A 21,510-nucleotide genomic window follows, 5' to 3' on the forward strand; every position below is an offset into this window, starting at 1 on the left:
ACGGCAGGCCGGCATGGCGGCTCGGGCCTTGTGGGCCGCGAGCCGTCAGAGACCGGTGGGAAGGGAGAGGGGATCAGCCCTTGACGGCGCCCGCGACGAGGCCGGAGACCATGCGCCGCTGCACCAGGAGGAAGAACACGAGGACCGGGATGGTCATCAGCGTGGACGCGGCCATGATCCCGCCCCAGTCGGTGGAGCGCTGGCCGATGAAGAACGACAGCGCCCTCGGCATCGTGTAGTTGCTGGTCTCGTTGATCAGGGTCAGCGCGAACACGAACTCGTTCCACGCGGTGATGAACGAGAAGATGCTGGTCGCGACCAGACCGGGGGCGACGAGCGGGAACAGCACCTTCCAGAAGGTGGTGAATCGGGTCGCCCCGTCGATCCATGCCGCCTCCTCCAGATCCTTGGGGACCGCGGCGACGAAGGTGCGCAGCATCCACACCGAGAACGGCAGGGTCAGCCCGATGTTGACCACGATGAGGCCGATCAACTGGTCGTACATGCCCAGCCGCCGGACCATCAGGAACAGCGGGATGAGCAGCGCCTCGGCGGGCACCATCTGCACGATGAGCAGCAGCACCAGGAACGACGTGCGGAACCTGAACCTGAACCGCGCCACCGCCGTCGCGGCGAGCAGCGCGAAGACCGCGCCCACCAGCACGGTGGTGACCGCGACGATGGCGCTGTTGAGCAGGTACTCCCAGATCGAGTGCCCGGCGACGCCCTTGGTGAACACCCGCTCGACGTGGTCCAGGGTGGGGGAGAGCGGGACCGGCATGAACTCGGTCGTGTAGATCTCGTCGTTCGGCTTGAACGCGGTCGCGACCATCCAGTAGACGGGGAAGACCGCGAACAGGAACACCGCGATCGCGCCGGCGTTGAGACCGTACTTGGCAAGGCGCTTGCGCGCGAGTGGCGTCATCGGACGTCCTCCGCTTTGACGATCTGCCGGACGTAGACGAACGTGATCAGCAGCAGCACCACCGTGAGCACCACCGCGATGGCCGAGCCGAGTCCCATGTCCGGAGGCGGGCTGAACGCCTCGATGTAGCTCCACAGCGACAGGTTGAACGCCTCACGCGGCATGTTGGTGCCGCCGGCGATCAGGAAGAGCTGGGTGAAGACCTTGAAGTCCCAGATGATCTGCAGGACGATCAGGACGGAGAAGACCGGCTTCAGCAGCGGGAAGGTGATCTTCCGGAACGTCCCGATGCCGGTCGAGCCGTCCACCCTGGCCGCCTCGTACAGCTCCGACGGGATGCTCTTCAGCCCGGCGAGCACCGAGACCGCCACGAACGGGAACGACGCCCAGAGCACCGCCATCACCAGCACGAGGTAGATGGTGAGCGGCTCGTTCAGCCATGGCTGGCCGGACCAGTCGGAGCGGCCGAAGACCAGCGATGACAGCCAGTCGGGCAGCAGGTTGAGCGCCCAGTTGATGATCCCGGAGTCGGCGTCGAACAGCCATTTCCAGATGATCGCCTGTGAGGTGGGCGGCACCGCCCAGGCGGCCATGATGCCCACGACCACGACCGTGGACATGGCCCGGCCGAGCCGGTTGAGCAGCAGGCCCACCAGCGTGCCGACCACCAGAGTGAGCGCCCCGGTGACCACCGCGAACACGACGGTGTTGCGCAGGGAGGTCCAGAACAGGTCCGACTGGAGGACCGTGGTGTAGTTCTCGAAGTCGTTCCACTCCGCGGGGACCGGGTTCTTCGGCCTGATCTGCTTCAGTCCCACCTTCTGGAAGGACATGACGACCATCTGGAACAGCGGGTAGAGCAGCAGTGCCGCGATGACGATGAGGCCGGGTATCAGGAGCGCGTAGGGGACCAGCTTCGGCGACATGCCGCTGGTCCTGCGCGGCGGCCTTCTTCTGGGGCCCCGCGACGGGGCGGGGGGATCTCCCCCGCCCCGGGCGATGGTTCGTGTGTGTGCCATGGTTACTGCTGGTTCAGGATCTCTTCGAGTTCCTTGTTGGCCGCCGCGAGGGCCGCGTCGACGTCCTTCTCACCCTTGATCACCGCGCGCGCCGCGTTCTGCAGCACGGCCTTGGTGTCGTTGGCCTCCGCCCACTGCGGGTCGGCGGGGAAGCCCTTGGCGACCTTGAAGGTCTCCGCGAACGCCTTCTGGGCCGGGTCGTTGGCGTACTCGGCGAGGGCGTCGGGGTAGAGGGGGAGCAGGCCGTTCTCCTTGGCGTACCGGCCGCCGAACTCCTGGCCCGCGGCGAGCTTGACGTACTCCGCGGCCAGTTCGGGGTTCTCGGTGTCCTTCCAGACGGCGATGTCGTTGCCGCCCTGGAACGCCGGCGCCGGGCCCGTCCCTTCCTTGTTCGGGATGGAGAAGAAGGCCATCTGGTCGGCCTTGATCTTGCCCTTGCTCTGCTCCTCGATGGAGGCGATGTCCCAGCCGCCGGTGACGAACATGCCGACCTTGCCGGCCGCGAAGCGCTGCGCGATCTCGATCGAGTTCAGGTTCAGGCGGGACTTACCTGACACGCCCTCCTTGGCCACCAGGTCGGTGTAGAACTGGAAGCCCTCCTTGAAGGCGGGCTCGGTCAGCTTGCCGACCCACTTGCCGCCCTCGAAGGCGGCGAAGTCGCCGCCCGCCGACCACACGAACGGCGAGAGCGACATGTTGGCGTCCGAACCGCCGTTGAAGGCCAGGCCGTCGACGTCGGAGCCCTTCTCCTTCTGGATCTTCTTGGCGGCCGCGATGAGGTCTTCCCAGGTCTTGGGCTCCTCGATCTTCAGCTCGCTGAACCAGTCCTTGCGATAGAGGACGGCGCGGGTGCCGCCGCCCCACGGCACGGCGTAGATCTTGCCGTCGATGGTCTCGTAGCCCCACAGGTTCTGCGGGATCTGCTGGAAGTCCGGGGTGCCCTTGGCGACCTCGGTGATGTCGGCGAGGGCCTCCTGGGCCACCCAGGCCGACACCTGGTCGTTGCCGAACTCGGTGACGTCCGGGCCCTCGCCGCTGGCGAGCGCGGCCGTCCACTTCTTCTGGGAGTCCGGCCACGGCACCCAGGTCAGCTCGACCTTGGCGCCGGTCTGCTGCTCGAACTTGCCGTTGAGGTCGTTCATGTACTTCTCGAAGACCTCGTTGGGCGCCCCGAGGCGCCACACCTTCAGCGTCTTGCCCGCGTACTGAGGCCCGGACGCGGAGGAGGAGGCGGACTCGGACGGCTTCTCCGCCTCGGTCCCGCCACTGCTGCCGCCACCACAGGCGGCGACACTCAGAGCAAGCACGGCGGACGTCGCGGTCGCAACCGTGATCTTTGAGATTCTCACTTGGGTTTCTCCCTTCCCGGCTTCGCGTCGGGGGTCGCGCGTTCGGGGGTGCGGGCCCTGGCAGACCACCCCGCACCAGGTCGATGGCGACCTCGGACGGTCGGCGCTGTGACATCCCGAGGCGGGATCACTTGCCTGCGGGGTGACTCTCGCTAAACTAACAAGAAAGTTTCTTAAAAAAAACGCTCGTTAGCGTATCGTGACGAGAGGGGGGCCGATCCTTGTCCCGACGCCCGGGAACACCTCGGTTGCTGCGCCAGTTGAACGACCGCGCCGCGCTGGAGCTCCTGCTCTCCGACGGCCCGCTCACCCGCGCCGAACTGGGTGAGCGAACCGGACTTTCCAAGGTTACGGCCGGACAGCTTCTGGCGCGCCTGGAGGGGCGCGGATTGGTGGCGCCCGTCGGCGAACAGGCGGGCGGGCGCGGCCCCAACGCGGCCCTGTACGGCGTGGTCCCCTCCAGCGCGTACGTGGCCGGCCTGGTGGTCCTGCCCGACCGCGTCACCGCAGGTGTCGCGGACATCACCGGCGAGTTGATCGCCCAGATCGCCGTCGATCCCAACGGCCACGGCGACCCGGTCAGGATCGTGCACAACGCCCTGCAGCGGGTCTGCCAGACCGCGCGGGTGTCGATGGCCCAACTGCGCGCCTGTGTGATAGGAACCAGGGGCGTGGTCGATCCGCGCACCGGTGACGTGCGGTTCTCCTTCGACCTGCCGTCCTGGCACGAGGGCGTGCTGGCCGCGCTGAGCGCCAGCCTGCGCCGGCCCGTCGTGATCGAGAACGACGTCAACCTCGCGGTGATTGCGGAGCGTGAGCACGGGGCCGCCCGCGGCCTGTCGGACTTCGTGCTGGTGTGGGCCGGCATCGGCCAGGGACTCGGCGTGATGTTCGGCGGGCGGCTGCACCGCGGCAGCAGCGGCGGCGCGGGCGAGATCGGCTGGCTGCCGGTCCCCGGCGAACCGCTGCCCGTCGATGTCGGCGCACCTCAGTCCGGGTCCTTCCAGCGCCTGGTGGGCGGGGAGGCCATCGCGGGCCTCGCCGCCGCCAACGGCCTGACCGGCGACACCATCAGCGAGCAGGTCGCCGCCGCCGTGGCCGATCCAACCGGTGCCAACGGCGACTTCATCGAGGAGGTCGCCGGACGGCTGGCGATCGGCGTCGCCGCGGTGACCGTGGTGCTCGATCCCGGTCTGGTCGTGCTGACCGGAGACGTGGGCAGGTCGGGCGGCAAGGCCCTCGCGGTCAAGGTCGAGGAGGCCGTGGCCCGCATCTGCCCGAGCCGCCCGCAGGTCAGGGTGACCGAGGTCGAGGGCGACCCGGTACTGCGCGGCGCCATCCTCGCGGCGCTGCAGCGCGCCCGCGAGGAGGTCTTCACCAGCACGGTGGACACCTGAAGCCGCCTGCGGCGGACGCCGCAGGCGGCGTCAGACCGTCCGCCACCGCAGCGGCACGGCCGGCCCCGCCGTGACCAGGTGCCCCGCGTGCGCGGTGAACGTCGTGCTCACCACGCAGGAATCGCTGCGCGAAAGCGTGCGCCACTCGTCCTCGTCGCCGCCCGGCGGCAGGCGGGTGTGGATCGCACCGCCCGCGTCCATCGCGTACAGGCGGCCGGTCATGCCGCTGAGCGCGACCGCGTCCGCCGAGGGGCCGATGTCCGCCCAGGCGCCGCTCGGCGCGTCGGCGAACGCCAGGCAGTACAGCCGTCCCGCCGTGGTCGCCGTGTAGAAGCGGCCGTCGGCGATGGCCAGGGCGACGGTGCCGGCCGGGGCGCGGCACACGTCGGTCCAGCCGCCGGGGCCCGCGGGCAGCGGCCGGTGGCGCAGCACTCCGCTCGGCGTCACGCCGTACAGGCCGATGCCCAGGCCGGCCGCGGCCTCCCGGGGCACGTCCAGGCAGCGCACCCCGCCCGCGTCGGCGATCGGCCGCCACGGCAGGTTCTGCCCGCACAGTTCGCGGACGTGCAGGATGCCGCCCGCGCCCACCCCGAACAGCGACCTGCCGTACCCGGCCAGGGCCACCATGTCGGCCGCCGGGCCGATGACCTCCCACTCGGCGGTGCCGGCCGGAGCCGACAGCCGGTCGATCACGTTGCGGGTGATCCGGTCCACCACCGGGTCGTCCAGCGCGTTGCCCCAGTTGATCGTGGCGGCGTTGAAGACCGTGCCGCGCCCGCTGGTGAACACGCCCATGGTGGCCGCGCCACCCTGGCCGTAGGCGCTCCAGTGCCGCAGGTCGGCCGTGGCCAGCACCACGAACGAGGACGGCGTGCCGTCCCTGGCGGTCACCCGGGGCACGCCCATGACCTCGGTGTACTCCGCGGCGTCGGTCTCATATCCGAGCGTGCCCTGCCCGAACGGGTCGCCGTCGGCCAGCCCGGTCCCCTCGAACACCCAGTGCTCGGCGAACCTGACCGTGTAGGACTCCTTGAGGATCAGCGGCATGTACGGCCCCCAGGCCCCCGCGCCCTGCCGGAAGCTGACACCGGTCAGCGTGTTCTCCGGCCGGTTGACCGGGGCGGCCGACCACTCGGTGGTGATGAGCCGGGGATCGGGGGAGGGGTCGGTCATCGGGTCGCGGTGGCACACCATGGTGCGCCGGTCGTCCTCCAGCCGGATCTGCCACCAGCAGGTGTTCCCGGCGAAGAACGCGATGTTGCCGCCCCGCCGGACGAACTCCTCGGCCGCGTCCCGCATGCCCGCCGACCAGTACTCGTCGTGCCCGCTGACGATCAGCAGCCGGTAGCCGTTCAGCAGGTCCAGTCCGTCGTGCAGGTCCAGGTTGGAGCAGAGGTCCACGGTGTAGCCGGACGGGCGCAGCCAGCGCAGCATGCCCTCCTCCCAGCGTTCGGGCGGCGGCCCGCCGCCCGGCCGGTCGAAGGTGACCCGGGAGGCCCGGGTGGGCTCCTCGGTCCAGTAGATGCTCTGGCCCGGCTCGCCCGCCCGGTTGTAGGCCTGCCAGGTGGTGAACGGCACCGACAGCAGTACCGGTGAGCGCGGCACGGCCGGCCGGAGTACGAAGTAGACCTCGTTGGGCGGCGAGGCCGCCGTGCCGGGCAGTTCCTGCTCCCTGGGCCACGGCAGGTCGGCGTCGGCCTGGCCGGGGGCCAGGAAACGGGCCCGGTACAGCGAGCTGTGCCAGTCCGCGGGGATCGTGAGGGTCCACTCGGGGCCGTCCACCCGCGCCGACAGCACCCGCCGGTCATCGGTCGCGTCGGCCACGCTGACCCGTACCGGCAGGTCGGACGGCTCGGCCTGGACGTGGAAGAGCAGCGATTCGCCGTGCGCACAGGACGTGGCCGCGGCGTACGCGGTCACCGTCATCCGGCGTGGACCTTCCGCGCCGCGGCCCGTGCGGCCGCCTCCACCAGCAGGTCCTCCAGCCCGCGCAGCCAGGACTCCATCCCGGCTTTGGGCAGGTAGCGGGTGTCGGCGGTCACCGAGATGCCGAGCCCCGCGCCCTCGCCGGTGATGTGCACACAGAACCGGCAGTTCAGCCGATCCTGGCTGATCGGCCAGGTGAGCGTGGAGGAGCCGAGCGCGGCGTGGATCTCGCCGGGCTCCCAGTCGCGCGGCGGCGGCTCGGCGAAGCGCATGTCGTTGAAGCAGCAGTACGGCTGGACCTCGGCGCCCCTGGCGGCGCTCGCCCGCGCGGTCGCCGCCGCCCGGCCCGCCGGGTCGTGGTAGGCGTGCCGGTAGGCGCGCAGCGCGGCGGGCCTGGCCGCCCGCAGCAGGTCATCGAACCGCTCGGCGGTGACGTCGCAGACGAACAGGCCCTCCTGGGACAGTGTGGTCACCGCGTTCCTGGTGTCGGCGCGGAACCGGTTGCCCACGATCGGCAGCATCGCGCACAGCTCCTGGCCGGTGACCCTGCCGACCATGGCGGCGCTCGCCGCGAGCAGTACCGCTCCGGTCGTCGCGCCGTGCAGCACGGCGAGCCGCTGCGCGGCCATGGCGGCGGCCCGCGAGGTCAGCAGCGCCCGCCAGATCGGCGGCCCGGAAGGTTCGGCGACCTGGGCCGGGAACATCGAGACGGGGATGCGAGAGAACTCCCGCTCCCAGTACTCGTCGGCGGCCCGCGCCAGGCGCAGGCCCTCCGCGGAGTTCTGCCGGCGGGCCAGTTCGGCCGGCTGGGTGGGTGGCGGGCCGCCCGCCGTGCCGCGCAGCAGCAGCAGCAGACGAAGGTCGCGTACCGCGATCTCGGCCCCGAGGCCGTCGGCCGCCATGTGACAGAAGACCAGCACGACATGGCCGACCGTGCCCTCGCAGATCACCACGCCGACCCGCAGCGGGCGCTCGTCGCGGTAGTCGAAGGCCGATGACTCCATCCGGGCCTGCAACTCGGCGGCGACGGCCGCCTCCTCCCCGCGCGCCGCGTGGACGATCCCCACCACCGGCTCCGCGCTCTCGCCGACGATCTGCACCGGGCCGGGGCCGATGGTGGTGCGCAGCGCCTGGTGCCGGTCGGTCAGCAGGCCGACGGCCCGGCGGACGTCCGCGACGCCCAGCTGGCGGATCGAGCGGGGCACCGCGAGCACCCGGCCGAAGTTGAAGTAGCGGTCGTCGGGCGCGGTGCGTTCGATCGCCGCCCAGATCGCCCGCTGCCCCCAGGTGAGCGGCTCAGTGAGCGGCCCGGTGAGCGGCTCGCCGGTCACCGGGCCCGCCCGGTGATGTGGGCGGTGAGCAGGTCCAGGTCCTCGAGCGCGGCCAGCGACTCGTCGGAGAAGTCCACGTCCACGCCGAATTCGCGCTCGATGGCGTCGATCAGCCGCATCTGCGCCAGCGAGGTGACGCCGAGCGCCGACAGCGGCAACTCGGTGGCCAGCGCCTCCGCCGCGGAGACCTCGCCGTCGCTGGCCGTGGCCACCAGTTCGGCCAGTCGTTCCTTCGTCTCGCGCGCGGCGCCCGCCGGGGCACGCCTCCCCACTGTGCTCACGTCATGGCTCCCTGTGTGGTCGCATGTCGGTCCAGGTCCGCTCGATGTGGTCCAGGCACGCCTGCCGGTCGCCGGTGACGCCGGTGGGGTCCCATCCGGCGGGGGGCTCCCGATCGGCGGGCCAGATCGAGTACTGCTTCTCGTGGTTGACCACCACCAGATGGGTCATCGCTCAGTCCCGCTCCTTCGCAAGGCGCGCGGCCTCCTCGTCGGTCAGTCGGTCGATCTCGGCCGTCAGCAGGTCCGTGACGGCCTGGGCGAGGTCCGCGACGGCGCCGGCGGCGAAGATCGTGCGGATCGGCACCTCGACCTCGGTCAGCGCCCGGATGCCCGCGATCACCCGGGTGGCCAGCAGCGAGTGGCCGCCGAGCGCGAAGAAGTCGTCGTGCGCGCCGACCTTCTCCAGGCCGAGGACCTCGGCGTACACGTCGGCGACCAGCTCTTCGGCGTCGGTGCGCGGCGGCACGTAGGCGGTGCTCTCGGGCACCGGGCGGGCGTCGCCGGGCAGCGCGGCGCGGTCCACCTTGCCGTTCGGGGTCAGTGGCAGCGCCTCGGCCCGCACGAACGCGCCCGGCACCATGTACGGCGGCAGCGTGGCCGCCGCGTGCGTTCGCAACTCCGCCACCGGGGCGTCGCCGACGACGAACGCCACCAGCGTCTCCTCCTGGACCACCACGACCGACTGCCGAACGCCGGGGTGGGCGTCCAGCACGGCCTCGATCTCGCCGGGCTCGATCCGGTGGCCGCGCAGTTTGACCTGGTGGTCGGTACGGCCGAGGCAGTCCAGGGTGCCGTCGGCGCGGCGGCGGGCCAGGTCGCCGGTGCGGTACAGGCGGGCGCCCGGCGGGCCGTACGGGTCGGGGACGAACCGGTCGGCGGTCAGCCCGGGGCGGCGCAGGTAGCCGTCCGCCACGCCCGCCCCGCCGATCAGCAGCTCACCGGGGACACCGATGGGGGCCGGCCGGCCGTGCCGGTCCACGACGTGGCAGGTGGTGTTGGCGATCGGCCGGCCGATGGCGACGTCGCCGGGCGCGTCCGGCACCTGCCAGGCGGTGGACCAGATCGTGGTCTCGGTCGGGCCGTACATGTTGAACAGCCGCCGCGCGTTCGGCCGCAGTTCGGCGGCCAGCGCGGGCGGCAGCGGCTCGCCGCCGGCCAGGGCCGTGTCCACGCGCAGGCCCGGCAGCATCCGCCAGCCGGACGGTGTGGCCTGTACGTGCGTGACGCCGTGCCGGGCCGCGAGCGCGGCCACGGCATCGCCGTCGCGGGCGTCGATCCCGCCCGCCATGACCACCCTGCCGCCGGTGACCAGCGGGAGGAACAGTTCCAGTGCGGAGATGTCGAAGGACAGCGAGGTCAGCGCGAGCCAGGTGTCGCCGGGGCCGCCGTCCAGCAGCGTCCGCATGGCGAGCAGGAAGTTGGTCAGCGCCCGGTGCGGCACGACGACGCCCTTGGGCCGCCCGGTGGACCCGGAGGTGTAGATCACGTAGGCGGGGTCCTCCGGGCGCGCGCCGAGGGTCTCGCACGTGGCGCCGGGCACGGCGAGCCGCCGTACGTCCTCGTCGGTGAGCACTCGGGCGACCTGCGCGTCCTCCAGCAGGTACGCCACGCGGGTCGCCGGATAGTCCGGATCGACCGGCAGGTACGCCGCCCCGCTCATCGCCACGCCGAGCAGCGCCACCGGCGTCTCCGGCCCGCGTCCCGTGATGATCGCCACGAGGTCGCCGCGGCCGATGCCGTCCTCGGCCAGCCTGGCGGCGAGGCCCGCCGCCCGCGCGGCGAGTTCGGCGTAGGTCAGCTCGCCCTCGTCGTGGACGACGGCCACGGCGTCCGGCGTGGCGGCGGCGTGGTTCAGCATCAGCCCGACGACCGTGACCGGCGGCAGGTCGGCGGCGGTGTCGTTGCACGCGCCGAGCAGCAGGTCGCGTTCGGCGCGGGGGAGCAGCGGGAGCGTGGAGACCGGCCGCCGAGGATCCTCCGCGACGGCTTCCAGCAGCACCAGGTAGCGAGCGGTCATCCGCTCGACGGTGCCCTGGTCGAACAGGTCCGTGCTGAAGATGGCGTGGCCGGTCAGGGCTCCGTCGTCGCGGGGATAGAGGTCCATCGACAGGTCGAACCTGGCCGGGTGCCAGCCGTGCGGGACCGGCGCCGCGGTCAGGCCGGGCAGCGGGTCCCCGGTGTCGCCGTGGGTGTGGACCGCGAACATGGTCTGGAACAGCGGTGTCCTGCTCAGGTCGCGGTCCAGGCCGAGCGCGCCGACCAGTCGTTCAAAGGGCACCTCACGGTGCGCGAGCGCGGCCAGGACGCCTCTCCGTGTCCTGGCCAGCAGCTCGGCGAACACCGGATCGCCCGACAGGTCGGCGCGCAGCGCGAGGGTGGTGGAGAACATCCCGATCAGGTTCTCCACCTCGGGGCGGTCCCGCCCGGCCGCCGGGGTGCCGACGCAGAAGTCGTCCTGCCCGCTGTGACGGGCCAGCAGCACCTGGTAGGCGGCCAGCAGCACCATGTACGGCGTGCAGCGCTCCCGCCTGGCCAGCCGGTTGACCGCGGCGGACAGGCCGGGCGGAATCTCGAAGATCACCTCTCCGCCCGAAGGGGTCCGGACGGCGGGCCGGGGGCGGTCGGCGGGCAGGTCCAGCGAAGGCGTGCCGGCCAGCCGTCCGGCCCACCAGGAGACGTCGGTGTCCTGCTCCCGCTCGGCCCGCACGTGGTCGGCGTAGCGCAGCGGCAGTTCCTCCAGCGTGCCGCCGGCGTACAGCTCGGCCACCTCGCGGCGCAGCACGTTGATGGACCAGCCGTCGGCGTTGATGTGGTGCAGCACCACGCAGAGGACGTGGTCGTCGGCGGCCAGGCGGATCAGCGTGACCCGCAGCGGTGGCCGCGCGGCCAGGTCGAAGGCGGTGTTGGTGCGGTCGGCGACGATGGCCAGCGCGGCGCGTACGCCGTCCGCGTCCACCCGCTCGATCTCCACGAGGGCGGGCGGCTCGATGACCGCCGTGGGCCTGCCGTCCTCCGCCTCGGGGTAGCGGGTGCGCAGTGGCTCATGCCGGGCCACGACCTCGGTGAACGCGGCCTGGAGCCGGGTGGTGTCGAGCCCGCCACGCAGCCGGTAGGCGTAGTGCGTCGTGTAGGAGGGGTCCTGCGGGTCGAGGCGGTGCAGGAACCACAGTCTCTCCTGGCCGAACGACAGCGGGCCGCTAGTCACGTACCGTCTCCCACGCTGTTTCGGAAGGATTCTTTCCGGAAAGATTCTTAACTGTTTCCGGCTGGGGCCCAGTGTTCCACGGGCTTCGCGGCTGCCGCAAGCCCTGTCTCACAAGGGGTTGCGGCTCTCCGGAGCCCATGTAAAACTGTCGATCTCGCCGAAAAGGAAAGGTTTCTTTCCAGAAAGAAACCTTACTATTCCGCTTCGCGCAACAGTCAAGACGGTGTTGACAGATGGCTACGTGACGCCCGGGGGCTCACCCATGAGTGCGATCTCCAACCTCACCATTCCCGACCTTCTCCATGCCCGCGCTCAGGCCGACCCCGAGCGGGAGGCGCTGATCGTCCACGGAGGCGGCAGCGGCGCGTTCGGCGCCCGCCCGGGCTCGCTCACCTTCGCCGAATGGGACCGCGGCGCCGCCGAGGTGGCCCGCGGCCTGGCCGGCCGCGGCGTCGGCCGCGGCGACCGCGTCGGACTGGTCTTCGGAAACGGCGACTGGATCGACTACGCGGTGGCCTTCTGCGGGGTGACCGCCGCCGGGGCAGTGGCCGTACCGCTGTCGGACCGGCTGGCCGAAGCCGAGATCGACGCGGCGCTCGCGCACTGCGGCGCGGCGACCGTGCTGCGGCCCGGCGACCTGCCGCTCGGCGGCGGCGCCGAGCCGAAGGCCGCGCGTCCCGGCGACGTCGCGCAGATCCTGCTGACCTCCGGCACCACCGGCCGGCCCAAGGGCGTGGCCGCCACGCACGCCAACCTCACCTTCGGCCACGGCGGGCGCAGGCGGCCGTTCGCCCACTCCGCCCACCTCGCGCACGCCTTCCCGATCGGCACCAACGCCGGGCAGACCATGCTGGTCACCGCCCTGTCCGCGCACCCGGCCACGGTCACCCTGCCCCGCTTCACGCCGGGGAGATTCGCGGCACTGATCGAGGAGTACCACGCGGGCACGGTGTTCCTCGTGCCCGCCATGGCGGTCGAACTGCTCGCCGCGGGTGTGCAGGACCGCCACGACCTGTCGTGCGTGCGCCTGCTCGGCTCGGCCGCCGCGCCGCTGCCCGCCCCGGTCGCCGAACGGCTGTGCACCGCCTTCCCGCGCGCCGCCATCGTCAACTACTACACCTCGACCGAGTCCTACCCGGCCCAGACGATCATGATGTACGACCCCGATCGCCCCGGCAGCGTCGGCCAGGCCGTCGGCGGCGGCACCGTCAAGATCGCCACCGCGGCCGGGGAGCCGGTGCCCGCCGGCGTGACCGGCGAGGTGTGGCTGCGCTCGCCGGCCGCCCCGCGCGCCTACTGGGCCGACGAGCGGGGCAGTCGCGAGGTGTTCCGCGACGGCTGGGTGCGGATGGGCGACCTCGGGCGGCTCGACGAGGAGGGCTACCTCTACCTGGTGGACCGCGAGAGCGATGTGATCAAGTCGGGCGCGTTCAAGGTCTCCACCCTGCACGTGGAGGAGACCGCGCACGAGTGCCCCGGGGTCCGCGAGGCCGCCGCGTTCGGCGTGCCGCACCCCACGCTCGGCATGTCCGTCGCGCTCGCCCTCGTCGGCTCGGTGACCCCACAGGAACTGCGGCTCTTCCTCGCCGACCGGCTCGCCCCGCATGAACGTCCCGCCCGGGTCGTCCTGATGGACGCCCTCCCCAGAAACCACGCGGGCAAGGTGGACAAGCGCCTCCTGCGAGAAGGAGCACGATGATCGGCACGACGACCGTGGACGCGGTCCAGCACGGCATGTGGATCAACGAACGGCTGGGCGCGGGCTCGGCCTACCACGTGCCCGTGGTGGTCAGGCTGCGCGGCCCGCTCGACCGGGGCGCGCTGATCAGGGCGTGCGCGGCCGTGCTGGAACGGCACCCGGTGCTGTCCGGGCGCGTCGAGGAGGACGACGGCGTGCCGTACCTGCGGAGCGGCGACGCCCCCGTGGAGGTCGCCCACATCGCCGCCGAGGGCGAGGCGCTGAGCGAGATCCTGCGCCGGGAGGTGGTGCGGCCGTTCGACCTCGCGGCGGGGCCGCTGGTCCGCTTCACCATGGTCGGCGAGTCACCGCTGCGGCACCTGCTGCTCGTCGTGGCCCACCACCTCGTCTTCGACGGCAGGTCCAAGGATCTGCTGGTCGCCGAGCTGGCCGCGGCCTACGGCGGCGCCCGGCCGCCGGTGTTTCCGGTGCCCGAGGTGTCGGGCTCGGACGCCGAGCCCGCCCCCGGCTTCTGGGACACGCGCTGGCGCGAACCGGGCCCGGTCGCGCTGCCCGGCGTGCCGGGGCGCTCCCGGGGCACCGCCCCGGGCCGTACCGTCGCCTTCGAGACCGACACCGATTTCGCGATCCCCGGGCTGACCAGGTTCGAGGTCCTCACCGCCGCCCTGCACGCGCTGCTGCGTTCCTACGGCAACCAGGACGTCGTCACCGCGATCGACCTGAGCACCCGCCGCCCCGGCGACGCCGCGGTGATCGGGTCGTTCGTCAACGAGTTGCCGCTGTTCAGCCGCCCCGAGGCGGGCATGCCGTTCGCGGACTTCGCCGCCGGGCTGCGCGCCGAACTCCGTGCGCTCTACGCCCACCGGCACCTCCCGCTCGCCCGCGCGGTGCCCGGCCTGCGCCCGCACGCGGCGCTCGCGCCGGTCTCGATCAGCTACCGCAGGCGCGAGGAGCCCGAACCGGACTTCGCCGGGCTCGACGCGTCGGTCGAATGGCTGGCCGCCAACCACGCGGTCAGGGGATCGCTCCAACTGCAGTTCCTGGACACCGCGGGCGGCCTGACCGGCTCGCTGCGGTACGACCCCGAGGAGGTCCCCGATGCGGGGACGGTCGCCGGGGACCTGGTGGCGCTGCTGGACCGGGTGGCCGCCGCCCCGGACGCGCCGCTGTCCAAGCTGCTGGACATCCGCGCCGCGCACGTGGCCGAAGCCGTTTCCGCCGCTCCGGTGACCGAAGCGCCCGCCGAGGTGGACGACCCGCTCGTGGGCGAGGTCGCCGGGATCTGGGAGGAGGTCCTGGGCATCTCGCCGATCGGTCCGCACGACGACATCTTCGACCTGGGCGCGCACTCGCTGACCATCACCCAGATCATCGCCAGAATGCGCAAGCGGCTGAAGCTGGAGGTGCCGCTGGACGCCTTCTTCGAGACGCCGACCATCGCCGGGGTGCTCCAGGCGGTCCGCAATGACTGACCTGCTCGACCGGCCGCCGGGCGGCCTGCCGTACCCCGGCGGCGACGGCGACGACCTCGAACTGATGCTGATGATCCGGGCGTTCGAGTACAAGCTGCTCGACCTGTTCGCCGCCGGGATGCTCAACGGCACCACGCACACCTGCCTCGGGCAGGAGCACGTGCCGGTCGCGCTGTCCCCGCTGATGGACCCGCGCGACCACGTCTTCAGCAACCACCGGGGCCACGGCCACTACCTGGCCAGGTACCGCGACCCGCACGGCCTGCTCGCCGAGATCATGGGCCGGGAGGGCGCGGTCTGCGGGGGAGTGGGCGGCAGCCAGCACATCCACCGCGACCGGTACATGTCCACCGGCGTGCAGGGGGAGAGCCTGCCGGTCGCGGCTGGCGTCGCGCTGCACCTCTCGCGCGCCGAGCCGGGCGCCGCGGCCTGGGCCTACATCGGCGACGGCACGTTCGGCGAGGGCGCGGTCTACGAGGCGCTGAACATCGCGGCGCTGTGGCGGCTGCCGGTCGTGGTCGTGGTGGAGAACAACGGCATCGCCCAGTCCACGCCCACGAGCGCGCACCTGGCCGGGACGATCGCCGGGCGGGCCGCCGCCTTCGGCGTTCCGCACCTCGCGATCGGCTCCACCGACCCCGCGGAGATCCGCGACATCGTCGCCGGACCGCTGGGGCACGTACGGGCCGGGCGCGGGCCGCTGGTGCTGGAGTTCCGCACCCATCGGCTCGGCCCGCACAGCAAGGGCGACGACACACGCGATGAACAGGCGCTGCGCGAGGCCCGCGCGGGCGACTGGTACCACCGTTACGCCGCGGCCGACCCCGCCGGGCTGGCCAGGGTGGAGTCCGAGCAGCGCGCGTACGTGGCGGCGGTGGCCGACGAGGTCGCCGCCCGCCCGCCGTCCACCGGGCGGGCCGCGTGCGGGTAGCCGACAACCTCAACGCGGCGCTGCACGACCTGCTCGACCGCGACCCCCGGGCCTACCTGCTCGGAGAGGACATCACCGACCAGTACGGCGGCGCCTTCAAGATCTCCCGTGGCCTGTCCGAGCGCTTCCCCGGCCGGGTGCTGTCCACCCCGATCAGCGAGGGCGCGCTCACCGGCATGGCCGCCGGGCTCGCCCTGGCCGGGGACACCGCCATCGCCGAGATCATGTTCGGCGACTTCGTCACCCTCGCCTTCGACCAGCTCGTCAACTTCGCCGCCAAGTCGGTGACCATGTACGGCAAGCGGCTGCCGCTGCGCATGGTCGTGCGCTGCCCCAGCGGCGGCGGGCGCGGATACGGCCCCACGCACAGCCAGAGCCCGCAAAAACACCTGCTCGGCGTGCCCGGCCTGGCGATCTACGAGGTCTCGCCGTTCCATGACAACCACGCCGTGTTCGGCGCGATGCTGGACCGCGGCGAACCCTGCGTGCTGTTCGAGGACAAGGTCCTCTACACCCGCCCGATGTACCCGGCGGCCGAGCCGTTCCGGCTGACCCCGCCCGAGACCCCGGACGGCTTCGCGCGCGTCGCCCTTCCCGGCGGCGACCCCGACTGCGTGATCATCGCCACCGGCGGCACCGCCCACAAGGCGCTCGCCGCGATGCGCGCGCTGCTGCTGGAGGACGAGATCACCGCCGCCCTCCTGGTGCCGTCGCGCCTGTATCCCTTCGACTTCCCCGCGGCGATCGGCGCGGCGAACACCGTGTTCGTGGTCGAGGAGAGCACGGCGGGCGGCACGTGGGGCGCGGAGGTCGCGCACGTACTGCACGGCCGCATGTGGGACCGCCTGGCCCGGCCCGTGCAACTGGTCCACTCCGCGGACTCCATCATTCCCACCGCCGCCCACCTCGAAGAACGCGTGCTGGTCAGCGAATCGTCGATCCACCGAGCCATCAGAAAGGCCCTCCGTGGCTGACATCCGCGTCCCCAAGCTGAACAACAACGACGCCGAGTACCTCCTGGTCGAATGGCTCGTCGAGGACGGCGCGCCGATCCGCTCCGGCGACCCCATGGTGATCGTGGAGACCTCCAAGGCGGCCGAGGAGCTGACCGCCGAGGAGTCCGGCCACCTGCACCACGGCGTGCCGGCGGGCACGTGGTGCCGGCCCGCCCAGTCCATCGCGCACATCACCGCCTCGGCCGCCGCTCCGGCGCGGCGGGAGCCGGCCGCGGTACCCGGGCCCGCCGTACCCGAGGCGGACGGCCCGCTCATCACCGAACCGGCGCGGGCCCTGATGAACGAAATGGGCATCACCGAGGACGCGGTCCGCGCGCTCGGCGTCGCGGTCGTGCGGCGGACCGACGTCGAACGGCTCGCCGTGCCCCCCGCCCGGCCCGCCGACACCCTTGGCCCGGCGGGCGGGAAGCGCCGCCCGCTGTCGCGTGTGCAGCGGGCGGTCGGCCGCGCCGTCGAGACCTCGCACCAGACCATCCCCGCCGCCTACACCGCCGTGCGGATGGACCTCGGGCCGCTGCTGGCCCGCGCCACCCGCCTGACCAGGGAGACCCGCCGGCCGGTGGGCCTCGCCGAGCTGTTCGTGATGGCGGTCGCCGAGACCTACGCCGACCACCCGATGTTCTTCGCCACCCTCACCCCGGACGGCACCGCCGCCGACATCCCCGACGCGCCGCACATCGGCGTCACCGTGGACGCGGGGGAGGGCCTGTACGTTCCGGTGGTCCACGACGCCGCCAGGATGGGCGTCAAGGAGCTGGCCACGCTGCTGATGAAGTACCGGGTGGCCGCCGCGGGCGGCGAGTTCACCGAGCGGGAGCTGAGCGGCGCCGGCATGGTGATCACCCTGCACACCGAGCCCGACGTCGTGCTCGCCATCCCCTACGTGCTGCCCGGCACGGCCTGCGCGCTCGCGGTCACCCCGCCCTCGGACGGCACCCGCGCGACCATCGGCATCGCCTACGACCACCGGCTGATCAACGGCCGGGACGCCGCGCTCTACATGGGCCGCCTCAAGCAGATCATCGAGACTCCGGAGACCGCGTGACCACCCTCTCGCCGGACAAGAAGGCCCTGCTCGCGCAGCGGCTGCGGCGGCGTACCCGGGCGCGGGTCATCACCCCCCGCGACCCTGACACGCAGCCGCCGCTGACGCCCGCCCAGGAGCGGCTGTGGTTCCTGGAGCAGTACCGGCCGGGTACCACCGCCTACACGATCCCGCTGGTCGTGCGCGTACAGGGCGAGCTGACCGGCCCCCGCGTCGCGGCCGCCCTGGCCGGGGTCGCCGCCCGGCACGAGGCGCTGCGGATGCGCTTTCCCACCGACGGCGAGGGGCGGCCCCGCGTCGTGATCGACCCCGAGCCCCGGGTCGAGCTGACCGTCTTGGAGCTCCCCGGCGAGGACGCGGCCCGCGCGGCGGGCACGGCGCTGCTCGCCCGCACCTTCGGCCTGGAGTCCGGGCCGCTGTGGCGGGCGGCGCTGGTGACGATCGCGCCCGGCGACCACCTGCTGGTGCTGGCCGTCCACCACCTGGTGGCGGACGGCTGGTCGGCGGACCTGATCCTTCGCGAGGTGCTGACGCTGTGCGGCGGGGACGCCGAGCCGGAGCCGCCGGGGGCGCAGTACGGCGACTACGCGCTGTGGGAACGCGGCAGGGACCACGACGGCGAACTGACCTACTGGCGCGAACGGCTGGCCGGGCTGCCCGCCCTGGACCTGCCCACCGACCTGCCGCGGCCCGCCGAGCAGAGCAGCGCCGGGGCCGGGCACGAGTTCCACATCGACGCCGCGCTGACCGGGCGGATCGCCGCCCTCGCCGCCGAGTGCGGGGCCACGCCGTACATGGTGCTGCTGGCCGCGTTGCAGGTGCTGCTGGCCAGGCACAGCGGGCAGGCCGACTTCGCGGTCGGCTCGCCGGTCGCCGGGCGTGACGTGCCCGAACTCGACGGCGCGGTCGGCATGTTCGTCAACACCCTGGTGCTGCGCGCCGACCTGGCCGGCGACCCGTCGTTCCGCGACCTGCTGGCGCGCACCAGGGAGACCGCGCTGGACGCCTACGCCCACCAGGCCCTGCCCTTCGATCGGCTGGTCGGCGACCTGAACGTGGCCCGCGACGTGAGCCGCACGCCGCTGTTCCAGGTGATGTTCGCGCTGCAGAACTACGGGGCCGCCGCCGCGGCGCCGGTCGGCGGATACTCCGTGACCGGGGTGACGCTGCCGCCCGCCGCGTCCCGTTTCGACCTGTCGTTCTACCTGCACGAGACGCCGGACGGCCTGAGCGGTTACGTCATCTACAACAGCGACCTGTTCCTGCCCGGCACGATCGAGCGGATGGCCGCGCGCTACGCCAGGCTGCTGCGGTCCATCGCCGACGCGCCGCAGACCCCGCTCTCCCGGCTGGACCTGCTCACCGCCGAGGAACGGGCGGCGCTCGACCGCTTCAGCCTGCCCGCGGAACCGCTCCCCGAGCCCGCCGGGTCACTGCCGGAACTGATCGCCGCGCAGGCCGCCGCCACCCCGGACACCACCGCGATCGTCTGCGGCGGGGAGAGCCTGACCTACGCCGAACTCGACCTGCGGACCGGGCGGCTCGCCGCCCACCTGCGCGCCGCGGGCGTCGGTCCCGACGTGCGGGTGGGCGTCTGCCTGGACCAGTCCGCAGACCTCGCCGTCGCCGTGCTGGGCGTACTTCGGGCGGGCGGCGCGTACATCCCGATCGACCCCGCCTATCCGCGCGACCGGATCGGCTACATGCTCCAGGACGCCGACGCCCGGGCCGTGATCACCGTCCCCGAGCACACGGACCTCCTCACCGGCCAGGTGATCCTGATCGGCGACGTCCCCGCCGACCTCGATCCGCTCCCCGTGCGGAGCGCGTCGCCGGAGGACCTGGCGTACGTGATCTACACCTCCGGGACCACCGGGCGGCCCAAGGGCGTCGGCATCCAGCACCGCCAGGTGGTCAACTACCTGGCGGGCGTACGGCAGCGGCTCGGCGTGCCCGAGGGCGCGGACTTCACTCTGGCGCAGTCGCTGTCGTTCGACTTCGGCGTGACGATCTTCTACCTGGCCCTGCTCACCGGCGGCCGGCTGCACCTGGTCTCGCCCCGCACCCCCGCCGTCGAACTGGCCGAACGCTTCAGCCGCACCGACTACCTGAAGATCACCCCGTCCCACCTGGCGTCCCTTCAGGCGGAGGCCCCCGAGGCGGACCTGCTGCCGCGGCGCACGCTGATCCTCGGCGGCGAGGCGTCGCGCGCCGACTGGGCCGCCGGCCTCACCGCCTCGTGCGGGGTCGTCAACCACTACGGGCCCACCGAGGCGACCGTCGGCATCACCACGTACGCCGTCCCGAGTACGCCGGGCGTGGGCGGCATGCTGCCCATCGGCCGCCCGCTGCCCGGGGCCCGGGTCTACGTACTGGACGAGAACTTCGCGCCCGCCCCCATCGGCGTGCCCGGCGAGGTCTACCTGGGCGGCGACCGGCTGGCCCGCGGCTACCTCGGCCGCCCCGCACTCACCGCCGAGCGGTTCCTGCCCGACCCGTTCGGCGAGCCCGGCGCGCGGATGTACCGCACCGGCGACATCGGCCGCTGGTCGCCCGAGGGCGACCTGCACTTCCTCGGCCGCCGCGACCTCCAGGTCAAGGTGCGCGGGTACCGCGTCGAGCTCGCCGAGATCGAGGCCGTGCTCGAAGACCTCCCCGGCATCGACCAGGCGGTCGTGGAGGCCCGCGCCGACCGGCTGGTCGCCTACCTGGTCGGGGCCGCGACGAACGTCGGCGACCTGCGCTCCGACCTCGCCGGCAGACTGCCCGACTACATGGTCCCCGCCCGCTACGTGTGGCTGGACGAACTCCCGCTGAAGTCGCACGGCAAGGTGGACCGCGCCGCGCTGCCCGACCCGGGCGACGAGCGCCCCGACCAGGAGACCGGCTTCGTGGAGCCGGAGACGCCGCTGGAGGAGGCGGTCGCCGGGATCTGGGCGGGGGTGCTGGGGCTGGCGCGGGTCGGCGTCCTGGACGACTTCTTCGACCTCGGCGGGCACTCGCTGCTCGCGGCCCAGCTCGTCACCCGGCTGCGGCACGCCGTACCGCCGGGCGGACGCCAGCCCACCATCCTGGACGTCTTCAAGCACCCCACCGTGCGGCGGCTGGCCAAGGTCATGGAGGCGGGCGCGGCGGGCGCGTCCGATCGGCTGCTGCACCGGCTCACCCCCGCCGGACGGCGGGTCGCGGCGACGGCGGTGTGCGTGCCGTACGGCGGCGGCAGCGCGGTCATCTACCAGCCGCTCGCCGACGCCCTGCCGGACGACTGGGACCTGTACTCCGTCGCGGTCCCCGGCAACGAACTGGGCGAAACCGCCCGGCCCTCGGCCGAGGTCGCCGAACAGTGCGCCACGGAGATCCTGGAGTCGGTGCGGGGGCCGATCGTGCTGTACGGGCACTGCGGCCTCGGCGTCACCCTCACCGTCGAGGTCGCCCGCAGGCTGGAGGCGGCCGGACGCGAGGTCGAGGCGGTCTACCTGGGCGGGATCTTCCCGTTCTCCCGCCCGGCCGGTCCGCTGGCACGGCTCGCGACCCGGATGGACCGGCTGCGCAGCGACCGCTTCTGGGCCAACGCCCTGCGCGCCTCCGGCCTTGACGTGGACGAACTCGCCCCCGACCAGCTCAAGCTGATCATCGAGAACCGCCGCCAGAGCACGCGCGAGGCCGAGGAGTACTTCGCCCGCCTCTTCCGCGAGGGAATGCCACCGCTGCGTGCCCCGGTCATCTCGGTGGCGGGCGAGCGGGACCCGGCCATGGAGTTCCACCAGGAGCGCTACCCGGAGTGGCACCTGATCGCCTCCACCGTGGGCCTGGTCGTCCTGGACGAGGCCAACCACTTCTTCCTCAAATACCGAGCGACCGAGCTGGCCGCCATCCTCACCACCGTCCACCCCTCCCTCCCCACCGGCACCCTC

General features: G+C 72.6%; 15 protein-coding genes. 7 read left to right on the plus strand and 8 right to left on the minus strand.

Going from position 1 to position 21,510, the window contains the following annotated elements:
* Positions 1–73: 73 nt before the first annotated feature.
* The 3 genes from C1I98_RS00780 to C1I98_RS00790 all read right to left on the minus strand — a co-directional run bounded on the left by C1I98_RS00780 (position 74) and on the right by C1I98_RS00790 (position 3,251).
* The gene (locus C1I98_RS00780) at positions 74–925 is read right to left on the minus strand and encodes a carbohydrate ABC transporter permease (RefSeq protein WP_111165097.1); all 852 of its coding nucleotides are present in this window, start codon (positions 923–925) and stop codon (positions 74–76) included.
* Positions 922–1,851 (minus strand): carbohydrate ABC transporter permease, encoded by a 930-nt coding sequence (locus tag C1I98_RS00785; RefSeq protein ID WP_233506938.1) that lies wholly within the window; start codon positions 1,849–1,851, stop codon positions 922–924. The genes C1I98_RS00780 and C1I98_RS00785 overlap by 4 nt, the downstream gene beginning before the upstream one ends.
* A 95-nt stretch (positions 1,852–1,946) precedes the next feature.
* The gene (locus tag C1I98_RS00790) at positions 1,947–3,251 is read right to left on the minus strand and encodes an extracellular solute-binding protein (protein WP_233506941.1); all 1,305 of its coding nucleotides are present in this window, start codon (positions 3,249–3,251) and stop codon (positions 1,947–1,949) included.
* Positions 3,252–3,514: 263 nt separating this feature from the next.
* On the opposite strand from C1I98_RS00790, the gene C1I98_RS00795 reads away from it, so the two are divergent.
* The gene (locus tag C1I98_RS00795; RefSeq protein ID WP_111165100.1) at positions 3,515–4,690 is read left to right on the plus strand and encodes an ROK family transcriptional regulator; all 1,176 of its coding nucleotides are present in this window, start codon (positions 3,515–3,517) and stop codon (positions 4,688–4,690) included.
* Positions 4,691–4,720: 30 nt separating this feature from the next.
* Here C1I98_RS00795 and C1I98_RS00800 read toward each other — a convergent pair whose 3' ends face one another.
* The 5 genes from C1I98_RS00800 to C1I98_RS00820 are packed head-to-tail and all read right to left on the minus strand — an operon-like array spanning position 4,721 to position 11,433.
* The gene (locus C1I98_RS00800; protein ID WP_111165101.1) at positions 4,721–6,616 is read right to left on the minus strand and encodes a N,N-dimethylformamidase beta subunit family domain-containing protein; all 1,896 of its coding nucleotides are present in this window, start codon (positions 6,614–6,616) and stop codon (positions 4,721–4,723) included.
* On the minus strand, positions 6,613–7,947 hold the full coding sequence (locus C1I98_RS00805) for a condensation domain-containing protein (protein ID WP_158557823.1): 1,335 nt from the start codon (positions 7,945–7,947) through the stop codon (positions 6,613–6,615). The genes C1I98_RS00800 and C1I98_RS00805 overlap by 4 nt, the downstream gene beginning before the upstream one ends.
* A complete protein-coding gene (locus tag C1I98_RS00810) occupies positions 7,944–8,228 on the minus strand; it encodes an acyl carrier protein (protein ID WP_233506942.1) in 285 nt (94 codons plus the stop codon). Before C1I98_RS00810 ends, C1I98_RS00805 begins: the two co-directional genes overlap by 4 nt.
* Position 8,229: 1 nt before the next feature.
* Positions 8,230–8,397, minus strand: a complete 168-nt coding sequence (locus C1I98_RS00815) for an MbtH family protein (protein WP_111165104.1) — start codon at positions 8,395–8,397, stop codon at positions 8,230–8,232.
* A gap of 3 nt (positions 8,398–8,400) precedes the next feature.
* Positions 8,401–11,433 (minus strand): non-ribosomal peptide synthetase, encoded by a 3,033-nt coding sequence (locus C1I98_RS00820; RefSeq protein WP_111165105.1) that lies wholly within the window; start codon positions 11,431–11,433, stop codon positions 8,401–8,403.
* Positions 11,434–11,695: 262 nt separating this feature from the next.
* On the opposite strand from C1I98_RS00820, the gene C1I98_RS00825 reads away from it, so the two are divergent.
* From C1I98_RS00825 to C1I98_RS00850, 6 genes are all read left to right on the plus strand, one after another.
* A complete protein-coding gene (locus C1I98_RS00825) occupies positions 11,696–13,132 on the plus strand; it encodes a class I adenylate-forming enzyme family protein (RefSeq protein ID WP_111165106.1) in 1,437 nt (478 codons plus the stop codon).
* Positions 13,129–14,604, plus strand: coding sequence for a condensation domain-containing protein (locus C1I98_RS00830; RefSeq protein WP_111165107.1), 1,476 nt, complete (start codon positions 13,129–13,131; stop codon positions 14,602–14,604). The genes C1I98_RS00825 and C1I98_RS00830 overlap by 4 nt, the downstream gene beginning before the upstream one ends.
* On the plus strand, positions 14,597–15,535 hold the full coding sequence (locus C1I98_RS00835; protein WP_111165108.1) for a thiamine pyrophosphate-dependent dehydrogenase E1 component subunit alpha: 939 nt from the start codon (positions 14,597–14,599) through the stop codon (positions 15,533–15,535). The genes C1I98_RS00830 and C1I98_RS00835 overlap by 8 nt, the downstream gene beginning before the upstream one ends.
* Positions 15,526–16,509 (plus strand): alpha-ketoacid dehydrogenase subunit beta, encoded by a 984-nt coding sequence (locus C1I98_RS00840; protein ID WP_111165109.1) that lies wholly within the window; start codon positions 15,526–15,528, stop codon positions 16,507–16,509. Before C1I98_RS00835 ends, C1I98_RS00840 begins: the two co-directional genes overlap by 10 nt.
* Complete coding sequence (locus C1I98_RS00845; RefSeq protein WP_111165110.1) at positions 16,502–17,596, plus strand: 2-oxo acid dehydrogenase subunit E2; 1,095 nt, start codon at positions 16,502–16,504, stop codon at positions 17,594–17,596. Before C1I98_RS00840 ends, C1I98_RS00845 begins: the two co-directional genes overlap by 8 nt.
* Positions 17,593–21,510: non-ribosomal peptide synthetase (locus tag C1I98_RS00850; RefSeq protein ID WP_111165111.1), on the plus strand; the 3,918-nt coding region annotated here is incomplete at its 3' end. The genes C1I98_RS00845 and C1I98_RS00850, both read left to right, overlap by 4 nt.

Origin of the sequence: Spongiactinospora gelatinilytica (assembly GCF_003236385.1) — a bacterium.
In the GTDB taxonomy this organism is placed as follows: Bacteria; Actinomycetota; Actinomycetes; order Streptosporangiales; family Streptosporangiaceae; genus Spongiactinospora; species Spongiactinospora gelatinilytica.

Bases quoted from the DNA above. Each gene is read 5' to 3' on its own strand.
- C1I98_RS00830 (WP_111165107.1), top strand. From the start codon at position 13,129: ATGATCGGCACGACGACCGTGGACGCGGTCCAGCACGGCATGTGGATC.
- C1I98_RS00815 (WP_111165104.1), bottom strand. From the start codon at position 8,397: ATGACCCATCTGGTGGTGGTCAACCACGAGAAGCAGTACTCGATCTGG.
- C1I98_RS00780 (WP_111165097.1), bottom strand. From the start codon at position 925: ATGACGCCACTCGCGCGCAAGCGCCTTGCCAAGTACGGTCTCAACGCC.
- C1I98_RS00825 (WP_111165106.1), top strand. From the start codon at position 11,696: ATGAGTGCGATCTCCAACCTCACCATTCCCGACCTTCTCCATGCCCGC.
- C1I98_RS00835 (WP_111165108.1), top strand. From the start codon at position 14,597: ATGACTGACCTGCTCGACCGGCCGCCGGGCGGCCTGCCGTACCCCGGC.
- C1I98_RS00800 (WP_111165101.1), bottom strand. From the start codon at position 6,616: ATGACGGTGACCGCGTACGCCGCGGCCACGTCCTGTGCGCACGGCGAA.
- C1I98_RS00785 (WP_233506938.1), bottom strand. From the start codon at position 1,851: ATGTCGCCGAAGCTGGTCCCCTACGCGCTCCTGATACCCGGCCTCATC.